The 15,424-nt window shown below is 52.5% G+C and carries 14 protein-coding genes and 11 tRNA genes; 12 read left to right on the top strand and 13 right to left on the bottom strand.

Annotated features, from left to right (window positions below):
• Nucleotides 1-238: 238 nt before the first annotated feature.
• From J3482_RS18300 to J3482_RS18270, 7 genes are all read left to right on the top strand, one after another.
• Nucleotides 239-1,258 (top strand): LacI family DNA-binding transcriptional regulator, encoded by a 1,020-nt coding sequence (locus J3482_RS18300; RefSeq protein WP_146824322.1) that lies wholly within the window; start codon nucleotides 239-241, stop codon nucleotides 1,256-1,258.
• Between the two features lie 168 nt (nucleotides 1,259-1,426).
• Nucleotides 1,427-3,100: an ABC transporter substrate-binding protein gene (locus tag J3482_RS18295; protein WP_206922882.1), complete on the top strand. Its 1,674-nt coding sequence runs from the start codon at nucleotides 1,427-1,429 to the stop codon at nucleotides 3,098-3,100.
• 80 nt (nucleotides 3,101-3,180) lie between these two features.
• Nucleotides 3,181-4,170, top strand: a complete 990-nt coding sequence (locus J3482_RS18290; protein WP_146824944.1) for an ABC transporter permease — start codon at nucleotides 3,181-3,183, stop codon at nucleotides 4,168-4,170.
• Nucleotides 4,167-5,117 (top strand): ABC transporter permease, encoded by a 951-nt coding sequence (locus J3482_RS18285; protein ID WP_223204348.1) that lies wholly within the window; start codon nucleotides 4,167-4,169, stop codon nucleotides 5,115-5,117. Before J3482_RS18290 ends, J3482_RS18285 begins: the two co-directional genes overlap by 4 nt.
• Nucleotides 5,086-6,114: an ABC transporter ATP-binding protein gene (locus J3482_RS18280; protein ID WP_146824945.1), complete on the top strand. Its 1,029-nt coding sequence runs from the start codon at nucleotides 5,086-5,088 to the stop codon at nucleotides 6,112-6,114. The genes J3482_RS18285 and J3482_RS18280 overlap by 32 nt, the downstream gene beginning before the upstream one ends.
• Nucleotides 6,075-7,049 carry an ABC transporter ATP-binding protein gene (locus J3482_RS18275; RefSeq protein ID WP_146824946.1) on the top strand — a complete coding sequence of 325 codons (975 nt, stop codon included), beginning with the start codon at nucleotides 6,075-6,077 and terminating at the stop codon, nucleotides 7,047-7,049. The genes J3482_RS18280 and J3482_RS18275 overlap by 40 nt, the downstream gene beginning before the upstream one ends.
• Nucleotides 7,050-7,118: 69 nt before the next feature.
• Nucleotides 7,119-7,418 (top strand): YuzB family protein, encoded by a 300-nt coding sequence (locus tag J3482_RS18270; RefSeq protein WP_236018376.1) that lies wholly within the window; start codon nucleotides 7,119-7,121, stop codon nucleotides 7,416-7,418.
• Nucleotides 7,419-7,465: 47 nt separating this feature from the next.
• Here J3482_RS18270 and J3482_RS18265 read toward each other — a convergent pair whose 3' ends face one another.
• Both J3482_RS18265 and gmk read right to left on the bottom strand, forming a co-directional pair.
• Entirely contained in the window at nucleotides 7,466-7,675 is a 210-nt protein-coding gene (locus tag J3482_RS18265; protein ID WP_206919589.1) for a hypothetical protein, read from the bottom strand.
• A gap of 52 nt (nucleotides 7,676-7,727) precedes the next feature.
• The gene (gene gmk / locus J3482_RS18260) at nucleotides 7,728-8,576 is read right to left on the bottom strand and encodes a guanylate kinase (RefSeq protein WP_146824853.1); all 849 of its coding nucleotides are present in this window, start codon (nucleotides 8,574-8,576) and stop codon (nucleotides 7,728-7,730) included.
• A 257-nt stretch (nucleotides 8,577-8,833) separates the two neighbouring features.
• On the opposite strand from gmk, the gene J3482_RS18255 reads away from it, so the two are divergent.
• The 5 genes from J3482_RS18255 (at nucleotide 8,834) to J3482_RS18235 (ending at nucleotide 13,533) form a co-directional block, all read left to right on the top strand.
• Nucleotides 8,834-9,496 carry an MOSC domain-containing protein gene (locus J3482_RS18255; RefSeq protein ID WP_206922881.1) on the top strand — a complete coding sequence of 221 codons (663 nt, stop codon included), beginning with the start codon at nucleotides 8,834-8,836 and terminating at the stop codon, nucleotides 9,494-9,496.
• A 50-nt stretch (nucleotides 9,497-9,546) separates the two neighbouring features.
• On the top strand, nucleotides 9,547-10,269 hold the full coding sequence (locus tag J3482_RS18250; RefSeq protein WP_223204334.1) for a pseudouridine synthase: 723 nt from the start codon (nucleotides 9,547-9,549) through the stop codon (nucleotides 10,267-10,269).
• A 117-nt stretch (nucleotides 10,270-10,386) separates the two neighbouring features.
• Nucleotides 10,387-10,770, top strand: coding sequence for a phasin family protein (locus tag J3482_RS18245; protein ID WP_206919587.1), 384 nt, complete (start codon nucleotides 10,387-10,389; stop codon nucleotides 10,768-10,770).
• A 76-nt stretch (nucleotides 10,771-10,846) separates the two neighbouring features.
• On the top strand, nucleotides 10,847-12,538 hold the full coding sequence (locus J3482_RS18240) for an ABC1 kinase family protein (protein WP_206922880.1): 1,692 nt from the start codon (nucleotides 10,847-10,849) through the stop codon (nucleotides 12,536-12,538).
• Nucleotides 12,539-12,654: 116 nt separating this feature from the next.
• Nucleotides 12,655-13,533, top strand: coding sequence for a PhzF family phenazine biosynthesis protein (locus J3482_RS18235; protein WP_236018375.1), 879 nt, complete (start codon nucleotides 12,655-12,657; stop codon nucleotides 13,531-13,533).
• Nucleotides 13,534-13,804: 271 nt separating this feature from the next.
• On the opposite strand, the gene J3482_RS18230 is transcribed toward J3482_RS18235, so the two are convergent.
• From J3482_RS18230 to J3482_RS18180, 11 genes are all read right to left on the bottom strand, one after another.
• Nucleotides 13,805-13,881 (bottom strand) — tRNA-Met (locus J3482_RS18230).
• Between the two features lie 8 nt (nucleotides 13,882-13,889).
• Nucleotides 13,890-13,965, bottom strand: a tRNA-Phe gene (locus J3482_RS18225).
• Between the two features lie 3 nt (nucleotides 13,966-13,968).
• Nucleotides 13,969-14,044, bottom strand: a tRNA-Met gene (locus J3482_RS18220).
• Between the two features lie 3 nt (nucleotides 14,045-14,047).
• Nucleotides 14,048-14,123, bottom strand: a tRNA-Val gene (locus J3482_RS18215).
• A gap of 70 nt (nucleotides 14,124-14,193) precedes the next feature.
• Nucleotides 14,194-14,268 (bottom strand) — tRNA-Glu (locus J3482_RS18210).
• Between the two features lie 4 nt (nucleotides 14,269-14,272).
• A tRNA-Asn gene (locus tag J3482_RS18205) sits at nucleotides 14,273-14,347 on the bottom strand.
• A 3-nt stretch (nucleotides 14,348-14,350) separates the two neighbouring features.
• Nucleotides 14,351-14,426 (bottom strand) — tRNA-Ala (locus tag J3482_RS18200).
• Between the two features lie 5 nt (nucleotides 14,427-14,431).
• Nucleotides 14,432-14,508, bottom strand: a tRNA-Arg gene (locus tag J3482_RS18195).
• A gap of 2 nt (nucleotides 14,509-14,510) precedes the next feature.
• Nucleotides 14,511-14,585: transfer RNA gene (locus tag J3482_RS18190), tRNA-Gln, on the bottom strand.
• Between the two features lie 3 nt (nucleotides 14,586-14,588).
• Nucleotides 14,589-14,664 (bottom strand) — tRNA-His (locus J3482_RS18185).
• 68 nt (nucleotides 14,665-14,732) lie between these two features.
• A tRNA-Tyr gene (locus J3482_RS18180) sits at nucleotides 14,733-14,816 on the bottom strand.
• Nucleotides 14,817-15,424 lie beyond the last annotated feature (608 nt).

Here is a 15,424-nt window from a genome sequence, read left to right as displayed (position 1 = left end):
GTTTGGTCACTTGAAATCTTCTCGAAGGTTGGGGTGAAGTCCTTTTTCATGTCTTCACACCCCTTGTCCTACAAGGCCTTATAAATCTGCAAAACGCTCAACTAGAATGTGTTTGTCAGACAGCGAGGAAACGTTTAGACGCGAAAATTCGCGAAAGCGATTTCGGAGTTTAGAGGGATTCGGCGCTGGAGTATCCGTGATACACCGCAGAAACTAAGGTGTACAAAGGAAGTTGCCCATGACCACGATTTACGATGTTGCGAAACGAGCGGGTGTTTCGGTGGCCACGGTGTCTAAAGTCTTGAATGGGTATCCGGACGTGAGTGCGAGAACCCGGGAAAAGGTCCAGCAGATCACCGCTGAATTGGGTTATCATCCAAACGCGGTGGCGAGGGGCTTGGTCACTAGGAGATCGATGACGGTTGGTGTCTTCTTTCAAGACCACGGAAATCGAGGGTTTCGGCACCCGTTCCTGCACGACGTGATCGCCAGTTTTAAGGACAGCATTGGTGAAGCTGGCTACGATTTGTTGTTCTTGACCGAACATCGGGGCAATGATGGCGTGTTTCGGGGCTTTGAGTCGAGGGCCAAACAGCGGGATGTGGATGGACTCTTTCTCCTGGGTGTCCCGAGAACCAATTCAGGGTTGGCGACGCTTTCTCGCAGTCAAATTCCGACCGTTTCAGTCGATTTAGATCTGTTTGGGCCAAAAGCGAGTTACTTGTGCTCAGACAACGTAGGTGGTGCGCGTCAGGCGGTCGACCACTTGGTCGCCAATGGCCATCGGAAAATTGCTTTTATTGGCGATAGGTTTGGTACGAAGCCGGGCCATGATCGGATGCTCGGATATCAAGAAGCGCTGCAGGCGCACGCGCTCGAGTACCGGCCGGAGTGGATACTCGAAGGGGACTTCGGTGAAACGTCGGGTTATCGGGCAATGCGTCGGCTGCTTGCCGAGGCGGAATTGCCCACTGCAGTGTTTTGTGCATCGGATATGATGGCTATCGGCGCGATGAATGCGATATCGGAGGCTGGCCTCCATGTTGGAGAACAGATTTCAATTGTCGGTTTTGACGATATTGAACTCGCCCGTTATGTGTCGCCTGGATTGACGACGATACGGCAGAATACGGACAAAATGGGCCAGCGTGCAGCGACTGAATTGCTCGAATTGATGAATACCACGAATAAACCGCCTGGTGTTATCACCGTGGAGACGAGCTTGGTGATTCGAGGAACAGTAAGGAGCATCGCATGATGTTACGAACGCGAATAAAGAATGCGCATTCACTTGAAATAGTTCCTATGTAAGCGAATGCAATGATTGATTTGATTTTGAATAGAAAGAACCTTCTGGGAGGTGGTGTGCTGGTTGACAAAAGCGGTTTTCCTTCAGTGTCAGACAGTATGATAGGGGGACAAATACATGAATAGCAAATGGAAAGTAGGCGTCGTGACTGGCGCAGCGGCATTGATGACAGCTTCTCTCGTCGGTTGTGGAACCGGTAGTACCAATGGCGGAAACACTGCCGGATCAGGTTCAGGTAAGACCACGGCAGCGCAAGGCAAAACGTTGACCATCGTTCCGGCGCCGTACGGCAGCTTCCAGCGCAACTTCAACCCGTTCCAGTACCAAACCACCGCGAATGGCGGTACCTTCGGATTTATTTATGAGCCATTATTCTACGATAGCCTCGTCAGTTCCAATCAATACGCGTTATTGGGCAAGACCGCAACTTGGAGTAACGGCAACAAAACGTTGACCGTCAAGTTAAATACGGCAGCGAAATGGTCAGACGGAAAGGCGTTTACCTCGAAGGACGTCGTCTTCACCTTCAACCTGTTGAAAAAGTATCCGGCGATTGACACTTCCGGCGTGTGGTCGGAATTGACCAACGTCGCGGCACAAGGTGACGACACAGTCGTCTTCACTTTCAAGAAGGCAGACGTTCCGTTCGCGATGTACATTGAACAGGAACCTATCGTTCCAGAGCACATTTGGTCGACGGTAGGCAACCCAGCGAAATATACGAATCCGAACCCAGTGGGGACGGGACCGTTCATCCTGGATAAGTTCTCCTCGCAGGATTACACGATGAAGGCGAACCCAGATTATTACGGCGGCAAGGTGCCGGTTCCGGAAGTGAATTTCCCGGCTTACAACAGCAACGACAGTGCGAACCTGGCTGTTGCGCAAGGGGAAGTGGATTGGGCAGGGCAGTTCATCCAGAACATCGACAAAGTCTACGCGTCGAAGAGCCCGAACAACAAGTACTGGTTCCCGCCGAACAACGTGGTCAACCTGTTGCCAAACTTGAAAGATCCGATTCTTAGCCAAAAGGTTGTGCGCGAGGCGTTGAGTTTGGCGATTAACCGGGACGACCTGGCGAACAAGGGCGAGTATGGATATGTGCAGGTGGCGAGCCCGACGACGATTTTGCCGACGAACAAGGATTGGATAGACCCGAATTTGCCGGCAGCAGATAAGAAGTTCACCTACAACACCGCGCAGGCAGAAAAGCTGCTGGAGGGTGCAGGGTATAAGAAGAACAGCAGTGGCATCTTCGTATCGCCAAGTGGGCAACCGCTTTCGTTCAACCTGGCGGTGGTATCGGGTTGGACCGACTGGGACGCAGATGCACAGATTATCGCGCAGAACCTGAAACAGCTGGGTGTACAAGTGAACGTGCAGCAGATGCAGTACGCAGGGTATGAGGCGGCGTTGCAGAGTCACAAGTTCCAGTTGGCCATCGCATCGTCGGGAGGCGGCCCGAACCCGTATTACATCGACGAGAACGTGTACGCTTCACACGGCAGCATGAACTACGAGCAGTGGGATGATCCGGCGACGGACGCCGCTTTCCAGGCATTCGAGTCGACATCTGACCCACAGAAGCAAAAAGAGGCAATGTATAAGTTTGAGAAGATTGCCGCAGAGCAACTTCCAGCTATCCCACTATTCTATGGCGGCACGTGGTATGAGTACAGCACCAAGAATTACACCGGTTGGCCGAGTGCGGATAACCCGTATGTTTCCCCGGCACCTTGGTCGTGGCCGGCAGCTGGCATCGTAATTATGCACCTTAAACCAACCAATTAATCTGGGCCGTGGTTGGGCGGGGCGAGAACCCCGCCCAACCACCAAGTGTAACGACGCGTTACTTGTGGAGGGGAAGCATCATGCGATATGTGGTGAACCGCTTAATCTTTTTCGTCGTATCAGTGTGGGCGGCTGTGACCATCAACTTTATCTTGCCCCGCATGATGCCTGGTGATCCGGCGCAGGCGATGTTCGCAAAGTTCTCGAACAACTTGACGCCACAGGCTATGCACGCACTGGAATTGCAGTTTGGATTTAGCAATCAACCGATTTTTATGCAGTATGTGACGTACCTCAAAGGATTGTTGACCGGTAATTGGGGGCTGTCGTTTACCTACTATCCGACGCCGACGACGACTGTCATTGGCCAGAGCTTGCCGTGGACATTGGGGTTGGTCGGTATTACGACGTTGATTTCGGTGTTCGCAGGAACAGGGCTCGGTATCCTTATCGCCTGGCGGCGCGGCAAGGTGCTCGACACGACGTTGCCGATTGCGTCGCTATTCGTTCAGGCAGCTCCTTATATGTGGACAGGACTGATTTTGCTATACGTGTTCGGCTTTAAGTTTGGGTGGTTTCCGATTGCCCATGGCTATGCAGATGACACGCCACCTTCGTTTACGTGGGCGTTTTTCCTAAGCGCATTGAGACACGGGATACTCCCGGCCATCACCATCTTCCTAGGGTCGTTTAGCGGTTGGTTGATTGGGATGCGCAACAATATGATTTTGACCTTGGGTGAAGACTATGTGACCTTTGCCGAGGCCAAGGGTGTGCGACCGATGCGGTTGGTGATGATGTACGCCGCGCGCAACGCCATCCTGCCACAAATTACGAGTTTCGCGATTGCTATCGGTAACGTGGTAAGTGGTTCGATTCTGACGGAAGTCGTGTACTCGTATCCAGGGATTGGTGCACAGCTGAACGCGGCGGTGTTACAGCAGGATTATCCGCTGATTCAGGGCGCGTTTCTGGTGATTGCTTTGGCGGTACTGTTAGCCAACTTGATTGTCGACTTGCTGTATAGCCGACTTGACCCACGCGTTCGGACGGGAGGTGCGGCCGTATGATGACGGAATCGATGACGTCACCGACAGAACCGATTGCGGAGCCTGTGGCGAAGCGGCGTAAAAACGCAAATATGCTTCGGATGTTCTTGGGGAATTGGAAATCGCTTGTCGGTGTGATTCTGTTTCTGGTGTTTGTGGTGATTGCGGTGTTTGCACCGCTGATTGCGCCGTATAACCCGCTGTCGACCAACTTTACGCAAAATCTGGCTCCGAGCGCGAAACATCTGTTGGGGACGACGACGACCGGTCAGGATATCTTTTCACAGTTCATCTTCGGAACGCGTGCGACGCTGATTGTGGGGGTAGGCGCAGGGCTTATCTCGACGTTCATCGGTTTGATTTTCGGGGTGACGGGTGGCTATCACGGTGGCTGGACGGATAACATTCTCAACTTTATCTCAAATATTTTCCTTGTGTTGCCGAGTTTGGCGTTGTTGATTGTGGTGGAGTCGTTGGTAAAGAGCACGACGCCGCTATTGAACGGGCTGATTATCGGGTTGACCGGTTGGGCCTGGGGGGCGCGGGTATTTCGCGCGCAGGCAATGTCGTTGCGTGGACGGGAATTCGTGACGGCGGCGAAACTTTCGGGGGCCTCGTCGCTGCGTATCATGGTGACGGAAATTATCCCGAATATGACAAGTGTGATTGCGTCGAACATCATTTTCGCGATTTTGGGTGCGATTCTGGCAGAATCGGGTCTGGCTTTCCTCGGACTCGAGAGCGTGAACTCGGTAAGTTGGGGGACGATGCTGTACTGGTCGCAATCGGGTGGTGCGCTACTCAATGGCGCTTGGTACTGGTTTGTGCCGCCGGGGCTTGGCATTGCACTCGTGGGGCTGTCCCTGGTCTTGATGAACTTCAGTATCGACCAAATCACGAACCCGCGGTTACGCCAGGAACAAGGAGGGAAACGCCGTGGACGCAAGAGTGCCCGTATTGGAGCTTGATGATGTATCGGTGGTCTACGATTCGGTGTCTGGACCCGTGCAGGCGGTGAGCGATGTCAACCTAAAGGTGTACCAGAACGAAGTGGTTGGGTTGATAGGCGAGTCGGGGTCAGGGAAATCGACGATGGCCAACGCCATCATGCGCCTGATGAAGAATAACGCCCGGTTGACGAAAGGGACTATCCGCGTGAACGGACGGGACGTTTATTCGATGAGTAAGAAGGAACTGCGGACGTTTCGCTGGAGCGAGATGGCGATGGTGTTCCAAAGTGCGATGACGGCGTTGAACCCTGTGATGACGATAGAGAAGCAAATCGTGGATACGTTCCGGAGCCACCGACCGTCGATGTCGTATAAAGAGGCGCGGGAGCGGGCGGTAGACCTGCTAAAACTGGTGCGCATTGACCAGAAGTATTTGAGCAGTTATCCCCACGAGTTGTCGGGCGGTATGCGTCAGCGAATTGTGATTGCCATTGCCATCGCACTGGAACCGTCGCTGGTGATTATGGACGAACCGACGACGGCGCTGGACGTAGTGGTGCAGCGGTCGATTTTGAACCAGATTCAGGAGTTGCAGAAGCAGCGCGGGTTTGCCATTTTGTTCATCAGCCACGACTTCAGTTTGGTGGCGGAGTTCGCGCAGCGCGTGGCGATTATGTACGCGGGGCGCGTAGTGGAGAACGCGGACGCGAAGACGTTGCAACTTGGCCAAGAGCACCACCCGTACACAGAGGGACTGTTACGAGCCATCCCCAGGCTCACACACGAAGAGGTGGAGATTCAAGGGATACCCGGTCATCCGCCCGACTTGCTGAACCTGCCGAAAGGCTGCGCGTACCATCCACGGTGCCCGTTTGCGGCGGAGGCGTGCAAGCAAGTGCGTCCAGCGTTGCACCAGTTGGCGCACGCGTTGGTGGAGTGTCACCTGTACGACGAAGTGAAGGGAGGCAACATGGCATGGCCGAGCAGACAAACTTTATCGAAGTCAACCACTTAAAAATCCGTTTTCCAATCCGGCAGAAGGGAAAGCAGACGTTCATCACACCAGTGGATGACGTGAGTTTTCGCATCAAGCAGGGAGAAGTGTTGGCGCTGGTGGGAGAGTCGGGCAGTGGTAAGAGCACCATCGGCCGTTCCCTGGTGCGCATCCTGGAACCGTCGGAAGGTACGGTGAAAGTCGGGGGCCAGGATGTGACACACATCAAGGGGACGGCGCTGACGAAGTACCGGAAGGTGGCGCAGATGGTGTTCCAAGACCCGTTCGGGTCACTCAACCCTGTGCGCACGTTGGAGCGGCACTTGATGTTTCCCCTGAAGAAATATCGTGGAGGCAGTCACGCGGAGATTTCGCAACAAGTAGAGGATTTGTTCCAACGTGTCGGGCTGACGCCAGTGAACGAGTTTCGGGCGAAGTTCCCGCACGAGTTATCTGGCGGTCAGCGCCAACGTGTGGCGATAGCTCGTGCGCTCGCGGTGAACCCAGCGTTCATCGTGGCGGATGAGCCGATATCGATGTTGGACGTGTCGATTCGCGCGGGCATCCTGGAGTTGATGAACGAGCTGAAGCGGGACTTTAACTTGTCGTATTTGTATATCACGCACGATCTCGCCTCAGCCCGCTACTTTGGCGACCGGATTATGGTGTTGTACGGCGGGCGCGTAATGGAGACGGCGCCGTCGGCGGGGCTGTTGGAGAAACCGTATCATCCGTACACGCGGCTGATGTTCGCGGCGACGCCGGGGAGCGATTGGAGCATCCCGTTGCCGGAGACGACGAATGAAGCGCCGAACTTGTTGGAGGGGCGAGTGGGCTGCCCGTTCGCACACCGGTGTCCATTCGTGAAAGACCGGTGCCGCGAAGAGACGCCAGGGTTGCGCGAACTGGCCAAGGACCACCACGTGGCCTGCCACTATGCAGAAGATCTCGTGTAAACGCAATGGTTGACCACTGATGCATCCCGTCTGCTCGAATTTTGGCGATAGCCCGTATAAGGAGGTATGATGAAACGTGAATTAGACGAATCATCTCTGACACGCGAGGGGACCCAGATGGACATCGTACTTGTTGAAGTTTGCGACAGTAATCCTATCAGTCTATTGGATTTGGAGGCGTTAGAGGGAATATATCCAGGCGTAACCATCTTGCGTACCGAGTGTTTGAGTCAATGTGGGTTGTGCGCGCACAATGCCTACGCCTACGTCGATGGGAATATCGTGTTCGCTAAAGAGCCTGAGACATGTCTCGCGCGGATTCGACAACGCATTGAACAACATCTTGCCTTGTGGGGAGAGACGGAGTAGTCCGCGTATACCGCTTGTCCAATCGCGAAGCATCTCGAGAATTGATTTCAGCCCCGCCGACGCCGACGCCTATCCCGCCACTTTTGCACGCGATGGTAGATAAATTTAAAGATATCAATACCGGTGGATACCTTACCGAGCGCCCCTAAAATAGGTTCGATGGTCCAATAAATGGTCAGTGCGACGAATGCAATAATGCCCATTAGTACAATCAAGATGCCGAGCAGCACCAAACACACAATCAGCAGCGTATGCATCGTGACTCTCTCCCTACCGCGCAAGTGTATGCTTTATATGCGGACTTTGTGCTTATTTCGCCTTTTGTGCGTATGTGGTTTCCACGCGATTTTGGTTACGTACGTCACGCGTATCACCGCGTTTGGTATAAGTCTTGATAATCTGCGCCAATTCGGCCGTCGCCGTCGGAATATCGTCGTTGAATATCAAAAAGTCGAACTGGTCGCTGAGTGATTCTTCATACTTTAGGCGTTCAAGGCGGCGGCGGATGTCTTCGTCGGCGTCACCCCGACCGTGTAATCTATCTTCAAGTTCATTTAAAACCGTCGGGCGAACATAAATAAGTACGATATTGTTTGGGAACGTCTTCTTTAAGTTGAGCGCACCGTTGACATCGATGTCCTTAATTACATCTTTGCCGTCGCGCAACGTTTTTTCGTAGGTCTTCAGATGCGTCCCATAGTAATTTCCATGAATGATTTCGTGTTCCAGAAATTCTCCCCGAGCGGCCATTTGCTCAAAGTCTTTCAGTGACACGAAAAAGTATGGATTTCCTTCGACCTCGCCCGGGCGCATGGCGCGCGTGGTGAATGATGGGATAAAGGTCAGGCCGAGATCGTAATTTTGTTTCAACGAGTTAATCAGTGTATTTTTTCCAGCCCCGGATGGCCCGGACAATACAAACAGTACACCTTCGCGAGATGATGAGACGCTTTGCGGCACGTAACTCATCAAATCAGACAAGGAACAGCCCAATGCGTCGCAAATGTTTTGTAACACCTTTAAATCAACACGAGAAATCATATTCTTTTTGATGGCGTAAAGCGTATTCTTGTTCACGCCACTCTTTTCTACTAAATCCGGGATCTTCATATTCTTTTCAAATAAAAGGCGATCAAGATGAAACTGGACTCTGTCCATACGCTACCTCCTCACCGTTCTTCGAAAATGATTGTTCCTATTATACACACATCATTGGAAAAAAGGCATCCTTAATTGTAATTTCCATAAAAATTCGCGTGCGACTCGATTCATCCATGTTTTTTCAGTATGTACGGAAGAATCTGTAAACAGACATGACAGAGGTATTTTTGTTTCCAATTCGTATTTTGTTACCGGGCATTTCTGGTATTGTGTAGCCATAGTGACAAACCCGACGGTGAGAAGGGGTGGAAGAGATGAAGGCCCAGATTATTTCTATTCAAGTTGGACAAATCCAATCTTACGTCATGCACCGCTATGGCGACGTTGGGAAGACGTGGAGTACGGCATTTTACAAACAGCCGGTAAATCGCCCTGTGATTGTCGAGCGGAGCGGGATAGAGGGAGATGCGCAGGCGGATCGAAAACATCACGGTGGTGTCGACAAAGCCGTTTTGGTGTACGCCCAGGAGCACTATCGCGCGTGGGCAGCGGAATACCCACATCTATCGTTTTCTCCTGGCGGGTTTGGGGAAAATTTAACGGTCGCTGGATTGAATGAGGAAACGGTTTGTGTAGGGGACGTCTATCGCATCGGGAACGTGCTGGTTGAAGTATCGCAGCCGCGTACACCATGTTGGAAAATTTCTGAGCGTTGGCAAGCGCCATCCTTGACGGATAGCGTGCGGAAGACTGGCCGGACAGGCTGGTATCTTCGCGTACGTGCGCCAGGGGTCATCGCTGCAGGTGACGCCTTGGAATTGGTGGACAGGGTGCACCCTGATTTGTCGATTTCCTTATTAAACGATCTCTTGTTCGGGCGCGTCCCAAAATCGAAAGCCGTATTGGACGTCTTGCAAAGTTGTCTGGCACTTGCTGATGGCTGGCGGTCAGGTATACCTGAGTTGCGGATGAAGTAGCGAAGTCGGTATGAGAAATGGAAGAAATGGGTTCAGAAAGGACGTACGCTGTGAAAGCCATTCGTTTGGATAAGTGGCTGGCCAATGCTGGTATGGGTACGAGGACGGAAGTCAAAAAGGCGATTCGCGCGACCCGCATTGAGGTCAACGGTGTGATTGTTAAGGACGCGGGTCAGCATGTCGTGCCTGGGAAGGATGTCGTGACATGGGACGGAGAACCAGTCATTTATACGGCGTTCGCGTATTTTATGATGTATAAGCCCCAAGGCGTCCTCAGTGCGACGGAAGACGTGCGGGATTCGGTTGTGACGGATTTGTTGGACGAAGCGGATGCGCATTTTGACGTATTCCCCGTGGGACGATTGGATAAGGATGCCGAAGGTTTGCTGCTTTTGACCAATGATGGCCAATTGGCCCATCGTCTGTTGTCGCCGAGGCATCACGTACCCAAACGATATTTGATTCACGTGCAAGGGGAACTGGGCGAGGAAGATGTGCAGGCAATTGCAAACGGGGTCATCCTTGAGGACGGGTATCAGGCGTTGCCTGGAGAATTAATGATTGTGGAGCGTGGGCAGACGTCTGTCGCGGAAATCGTGATTTACGAAGGAAAGTATCATCAAGTTAAGCGTATGCTGATGGCACTTGGCAAGCCTGTCACTTTCCTGAAACGCTTGGAAATGGGGCCTTTGGTACTCGATTCAGATCTTTTGCCCGGTGCGTACCGCAAGTTGACGGAAGTGGAAGTGGCTCGCCTGCAAGCGGTGCAATAGGCGAGAATGGTACATGATACCGGAGAGCACCCTGTAGAGGCTGGCCGCCAGCTTCATGCAAGCGCAACGGAAGTGGTACACTATGGGGAAGTAAATCCCCGAAACGAGGTGTCAGTCATGGACGATACAATTCGCAAGATGGTTGATCTCGGCGTGGGCCTGATGTCTTTCAGCCGCGAAAAAATTACGGAATCGGCAAAACAGTGGGCAGAGAAGCGCAAGCTCACCCCGGAGCAGACACGAGCCTTGATTGAGGAACTTGTAGCGCGGGGTGAACAAGGGCGCACAGAATTGCAAAACAACATTCAAGACCAGGTTCAAAAGGCGCTGGAACGCTTGGGCCTGCGTGAACAGACAGCCGGGTTGGAGCACCAGCTGGCTTCTATTCGAGAGGCAGTGACTCGACTTACCGCACGCGTAGAAGGATTAGAGTCGAGATTTGGGCAGCTGGAGCCGCGCGAGGAGAGCGCGACGACGTCATCGGATACAACACAATCGTGATTGGATGAGGCAGCGATAGGCCACGAAGGTGTATTCCACGAACCTGTGAAAATACGTGTAGATGAAGGAGTACGGCATGGTCGGTCCACAGATTCTTGGCAAACGAGTACGACATTTGTCGCGTTACAAGGACATTGCACATATTCTCGTGGCCAATGGGTTCGGGTGGTTCATCGACGAGATTGGGCTGGCCGACGTGATGAATTTGCCACGGCGGCTGTTTACGGAACGTAAAGAAGCGCGACATTCGCTGACGACGTATGAGCGCATACGCCTTGTCATTGAGCAACTGGGACCGACGTTTATCAAACTTGGGCAAATGGCGAGTTTGCGCGGTGATGTCTTTCCAGCTGAACTCATTGAGCAGTTAACCCGGTTGCAGGATGAAGTGCCGCCGTTCCCGTTTAACGAAGTCGAGCGGTTGATTGAGCAGGAGTTGGGCAGTCCTATCCATGTGTTGTTTTCGGAGTTTGATGAGCAACCGGTCGGATCAGCGTCGATTGGCCAAGTACACAGAGCCCGCCTCCAGGGCGGTGAAGAGGTGGCCGTCAAGATTCAGCGCCCGGATATCGAACGGACCATCCAAGTCGATTTGGAAATCCTCATGGATTTGGCCCGTTTGGCGGAGCGGAACTTAGAGTGGGCGGAACACTACGAATTGACCGACGTGGTGGAGGAGTTTCGCTATACGTTACTCAATGAACTCAATTACACCATTGAAGGGCGCAACGCGGATAGGCTTCGAAAAATCCATGAGAACGACAGCTACGTGCGGGTTCCGCAAATTTATTGGGACTGGACGACGACTAGGGTTCTCACGATGGAGTACGTCCGCGGTATCAAATTGGCCAATCGTCAACTGTTAGAAGACGCCGGCTACGACACCGGACTCATCGCTGAGCGGGCAGCTCATGCTGTCTTTGATCAGCTGTTGATCCACGGTTTTTTTCATGCGGATCCTCATCCGGGTAACCTGGCCGTCTTGCCGGATCACAGTATTTTGTTCATGGATTTTGGCATGGTCGGCCGTTTGACGTCGGAGATGAAACGGTATTTGGCCGGCTTAATCGTGGGATTGATGCGTCGGGATTCCGATGCGATTGTTCGAGTGCTTTATCGCATGGGTGTCGTACCGGCGGATATTGACGACAGAAAGTTGCACCGTGACGTAGACGGTTTGCGGGAGAAATACTACGACGTGCCGTTCCAGCAAATTAGCCTGGGTGAGGCGACTGCTGATTTGTTTGCGGTGGCCTACAAGCACCGCATTAAGATTCCGTCCGATTTGGCACTCGTCGGGAAGACGCTTATCACCATTGAGGGTGTCGTCGAGGGGTTGAATCCTTCATTTCGTATCTTGAACATCGCGGAACCGTTCGGGCGCAAGTTGTTGATGGATAGACTCAATCCGAAAAAGCTTTCGCAAATGGGTATCAAAAGTGTGTTGGACTTGTTCGATCTCGCCACCGACTTCCCGAAGCAACTTCGGACGATTCTCCAGGGGTTGTCGAAGGGACAAGTGAAGGTATCTGTCGAAGTGCCTGAACTTACGCGGATGGTAAGCCAGTTGATTCGGATTGGCAATCGCTTGTCGTTCAGTATTGTCCTGTTGGCGTTTAGCATTTTTATGGCTGGACTCATGGTCGCGTCGGTGCTGTCGAAAAGTCCGTCCGCCTTGTGGTCGCTGCCGATGACGGACATCGGTGCGATGATTGGCATTGTTTTGTTTGTCGCGCTTGTCATCTCGATATGGAGATCGAACCGCTAGTACCGATGGGGTGCATCCCGTCGACTGGCGGTTTTGTGGAGGGATGGGGGAACGAATTTTGTTTGAATATTTTATTTATATGATTTTCTTTATACGAAAAGAAATGAGGGGTTAGTTTGCCGACGTCGATTAAAGTGTCGTCGATTGAAGTTTCTCAGGTAGACGCGTTTACGGAGACGCCCTTCTATGGGAATCCCGCAGGAGTCGTGATGGATGCCGCCGATATATCATCGGATATTCGGCAAAAGATTGCGCGTGAATTAAATTGTTCGGAGACCGTATTTATTGAGCAACTGGAGACGCGGCGTTTCAAGTTTCGCTACTACACGCCGGAGACAGAGGTAGATTTGTGTGGACATGCCACAATCGCCGGATTACATACGCTGCAAGCACGGCTCGGCATAACCGGAGAGATTGTCGTAGAGACTCTTGTTGGTGGGTTAACGATGCGTCTTGAGGCGGATGGAACTGCGTGGATGCGTCAAGCGGATCCGACATTTCGCGCTCTTGCTGAAGACCTACAACGTGCTGTAGTGAACGCTTTGCAAGTGCGCGAGGAGGACATCGACGTAGCGCTGCCTTTTCAATTGGCTTATACCGGGTTGTGGGATATCTTGGTACCGCTGCGGCATTTGGCGACCCTTCAACAACTGGCGCCGCAGTTTGACCGACTGGCTGCTATTTGCCGGCAATTGGGCGCTGCATCTGTTCATGTGTACACGATGGAGACGGTGGAGCAGGGGTCGACGGTGCACGCGCGCGACTTTTCGCCAGCGGTCGGCGTCAACGAAGATCCGCACACGGGGACAGCTAGTGGCGCTCTAGGAGCAATGTTGGTACATACGGGCGTTGTGCAACCTGGATCTTACGTATTTGAACAAGGCTGGAGCGTCGGACGACCTGGGCGCATTCTGGTGCAGGTAACGCCCGACATGGAAGTGTTTGTCGGTGGCAAAGCCATCACAGTGTTCCGAACACAGTTGCGCACGTCCTGACCTCCGCTTTAAGCAATTGCCTGACGAGACAAGCGCCAGTACCATAGTGTGTCGTTTTTGATTACCTTATAGCAAGCCTGTGGGACAAGAAAACCACCGAACTACCCCTCCTTCGATTGGCTGCTTGTCCCACAGGCGAAAAACATGAGGGTGTGCGACGCTATGTGGGAATCCCCTCACGCCTTTGAAGGTAGTAACGATGGGATAAAGAAAATAGGCACAGTGTGTAGCGATGAATTACACATCGATACACACTGTGCCTATTGGTATTTGGTAGCGGCGAGTGGATTCGAACCACCGACGCCACGGGTATGAACCGTGTGCTCTAACCAGCTGAGCTACGCCGCCATAATCAATGGTGGCTCGGGACGGAATCGAACCGCCGACACGAGGATTTTCAGTCCTCTGCTCTACCGACTGAGCTACCGAGCCAAATGGTTGCGGGGGCAGGACTTGAACCTGCGACCTTCGGGTTATGAGCCCGACGAGCTGCCAACTGCTCCACCCCGCGTTATGGTGGACGTTGACGGGCTCGAACCGCCGACCCTCTGCTTGTAAGGCAGATGCTCTCCCAACTGAGCTAAACGTCCAAACTCATCAACTGTCTTCTCAATCTATATGAACAACTTGGTTGACTCGTTGATGATAAAGTCGAACAAGTGGTGACCCCAGCGGGATTCGAACCCGCGTTACCGCCGTGAAAGGGCGGTGTCTTAACCGCTTGACCATGGGGCCAAATTGGCTCCCCGAGTAGGATTCGAACCTACGACCCTCCGATTAACAGTCGGATGCTCTACCGCTGAGCTATCGAGGAATGTGGTGGAGGTAGACGGATTCGAACCGACGACCCCCTGCTTGCAAGGCAGGTGCTCTCCCAGCTGAGCTATACCCCCAGAATTGGCGTGCCCTGAGAGATTCGAACTCCCGACCTTTTGATTCGTAGTCAAACGCTCTATCCAGCTGAGCTAAGGGCACATTGGCTGGGGAAGAAGGATTCGAACCTTCGCATGACGGTACCAAAAACCGTTGCCTTACCGCTTGGCTATTCCCCAGCGTGGGGTGAGTGATGGGAATCGAACCCATGCATGCCGGAATCACAATCCGGTGCGTTAACCCCTTCGCCACACTCACCACAGATACGCTGCTCATGCTTTCCAATCGAGTACAGAAACATACGTCGAGGAGGAAAGATTCACAGATGGTGGAGGGGGAAGGATTCGAACCTTCGAAGCTTTCGCAACGGATTTACAGTCCGCCCCAGTTGGCCACTTTGGTACCCCTCCGCTCGTTGCAAGAACACAGTCTCGCAATGCGCAATCAGTAAGATACCACGCATAATTTATCTGAGTCAAGGGGTTCATCGACAAAATCGCATGAATCTGTTCTACGAGGCACCATTTGGAGTGCTTTGTCGCAAAGTATGACGTTTATACTCAGGTCCTCCTTTGCTTCTTCAAATTCGGTGCAGTTCTTTGGTTTCTTTGGCGCCATTTTAGAAATAAATTTTAGAAATACAGTTTTTCTTTCATCTACATCTATAGTACGTCATGAACGCGTGTGGAACAGATGGAGTGAGTAGACGCTCGAGTGTTGATGGTAAGGCTGATGTTGAGGTGGCGTTGATTCTTTATACTTGACGATAGTCTGGAGTACATGATATATTATCTCTCGCCGCTTCAAGCGGTGCTGCCGTGAAGCGCAGCGGTCTCGATGGTTTTCATCCGCCAATTCGTGTCGGTTTTTGCCGAATGCCGTTGGCATTCCGGAGTCATTTCCGGTGATGATATGAAAGACTTACCGTTGACAACGAACGTCAGTTCGTGATATTGTACTTAGGCTGCTTCGACAGAAGCGGCACTTGCTCGAAAGAATCACGTCATCTGATTCCGCG

Origin of the sequence: Alicyclobacillus suci, from assembly GCF_017329615.1 — a bacterium.
Classification (GTDB): Bacteria; Bacillota; Bacilli; order Alicyclobacillales; family Alicyclobacillaceae; genus Alicyclobacillus; species Alicyclobacillus suci.
The sequence above is the reverse complement of the archived record's forward strand: the minus strand, read 5'-3'. Positions and strand labels throughout refer to the sequence as shown.

Bases quoted from the DNA above. Each gene is read 5' to 3' on its own strand.
- J3482_RS18265 (WP_206919589.1), bottom strand. From the start codon at position 7,675: ATGCATACGCTGCTGATTGTGTGTTTGGTGCTGCTCGGCATCTTGATT.
- J3482_RS18240 (WP_206922880.1), top strand. From the start codon at position 10,847: ATGGTCGGTCCACAGATTCTTGGCAAACGAGTACGACATTTGTCGCGT.
- J3482_RS18295 (WP_206922882.1), top strand. From the start codon at position 1,427: ATGAATAGCAAATGGAAAGTAGGCGTCGTGACTGGCGCAGCGGCATTG.
- J3482_RS18255 (WP_206922881.1), top strand. From the start codon at position 8,834: ATGAAGGCCCAGATTATTTCTATTCAAGTTGGACAAATCCAATCTTAC.
- gmk (WP_146824853.1), bottom strand. From the start codon at position 8,576: ATGGACAGAGTCCAGTTTCATCTTGATCGCCTTTTATTTGAAAAGAAT.
- J3482_RS18245 (WP_206919587.1), top strand. From the start codon at position 10,387: ATGGACGATACAATTCGCAAGATGGTTGATCTCGGCGTGGGCCTGATG.
- J3482_RS18285 (WP_223204348.1), top strand. From the start codon at position 4,167: ATGATGACGGAATCGATGACGTCACCGACAGAACCGATTGCGGAGCCT.
- J3482_RS18275 (WP_146824946.1), top strand. From the start codon at position 6,075: ATGGCCGAGCAGACAAACTTTATCGAAGTCAACCACTTAAAAATCCGT.
- J3482_RS18270 (WP_236018376.1), top strand. From the start codon at position 7,119: ATGAAACGTGAATTAGACGAATCATCTCTGACACGCGAGGGGACCCAG.
- J3482_RS18300 (WP_146824322.1), top strand. From the start codon at position 239: ATGACCACGATTTACGATGTTGCGAAACGAGCGGGTGTTTCGGTGGCC.
- J3482_RS18290 (WP_146824944.1), top strand. From the start codon at position 3,181: ATGCGATATGTGGTGAACCGCTTAATCTTTTTCGTCGTATCAGTGTGG.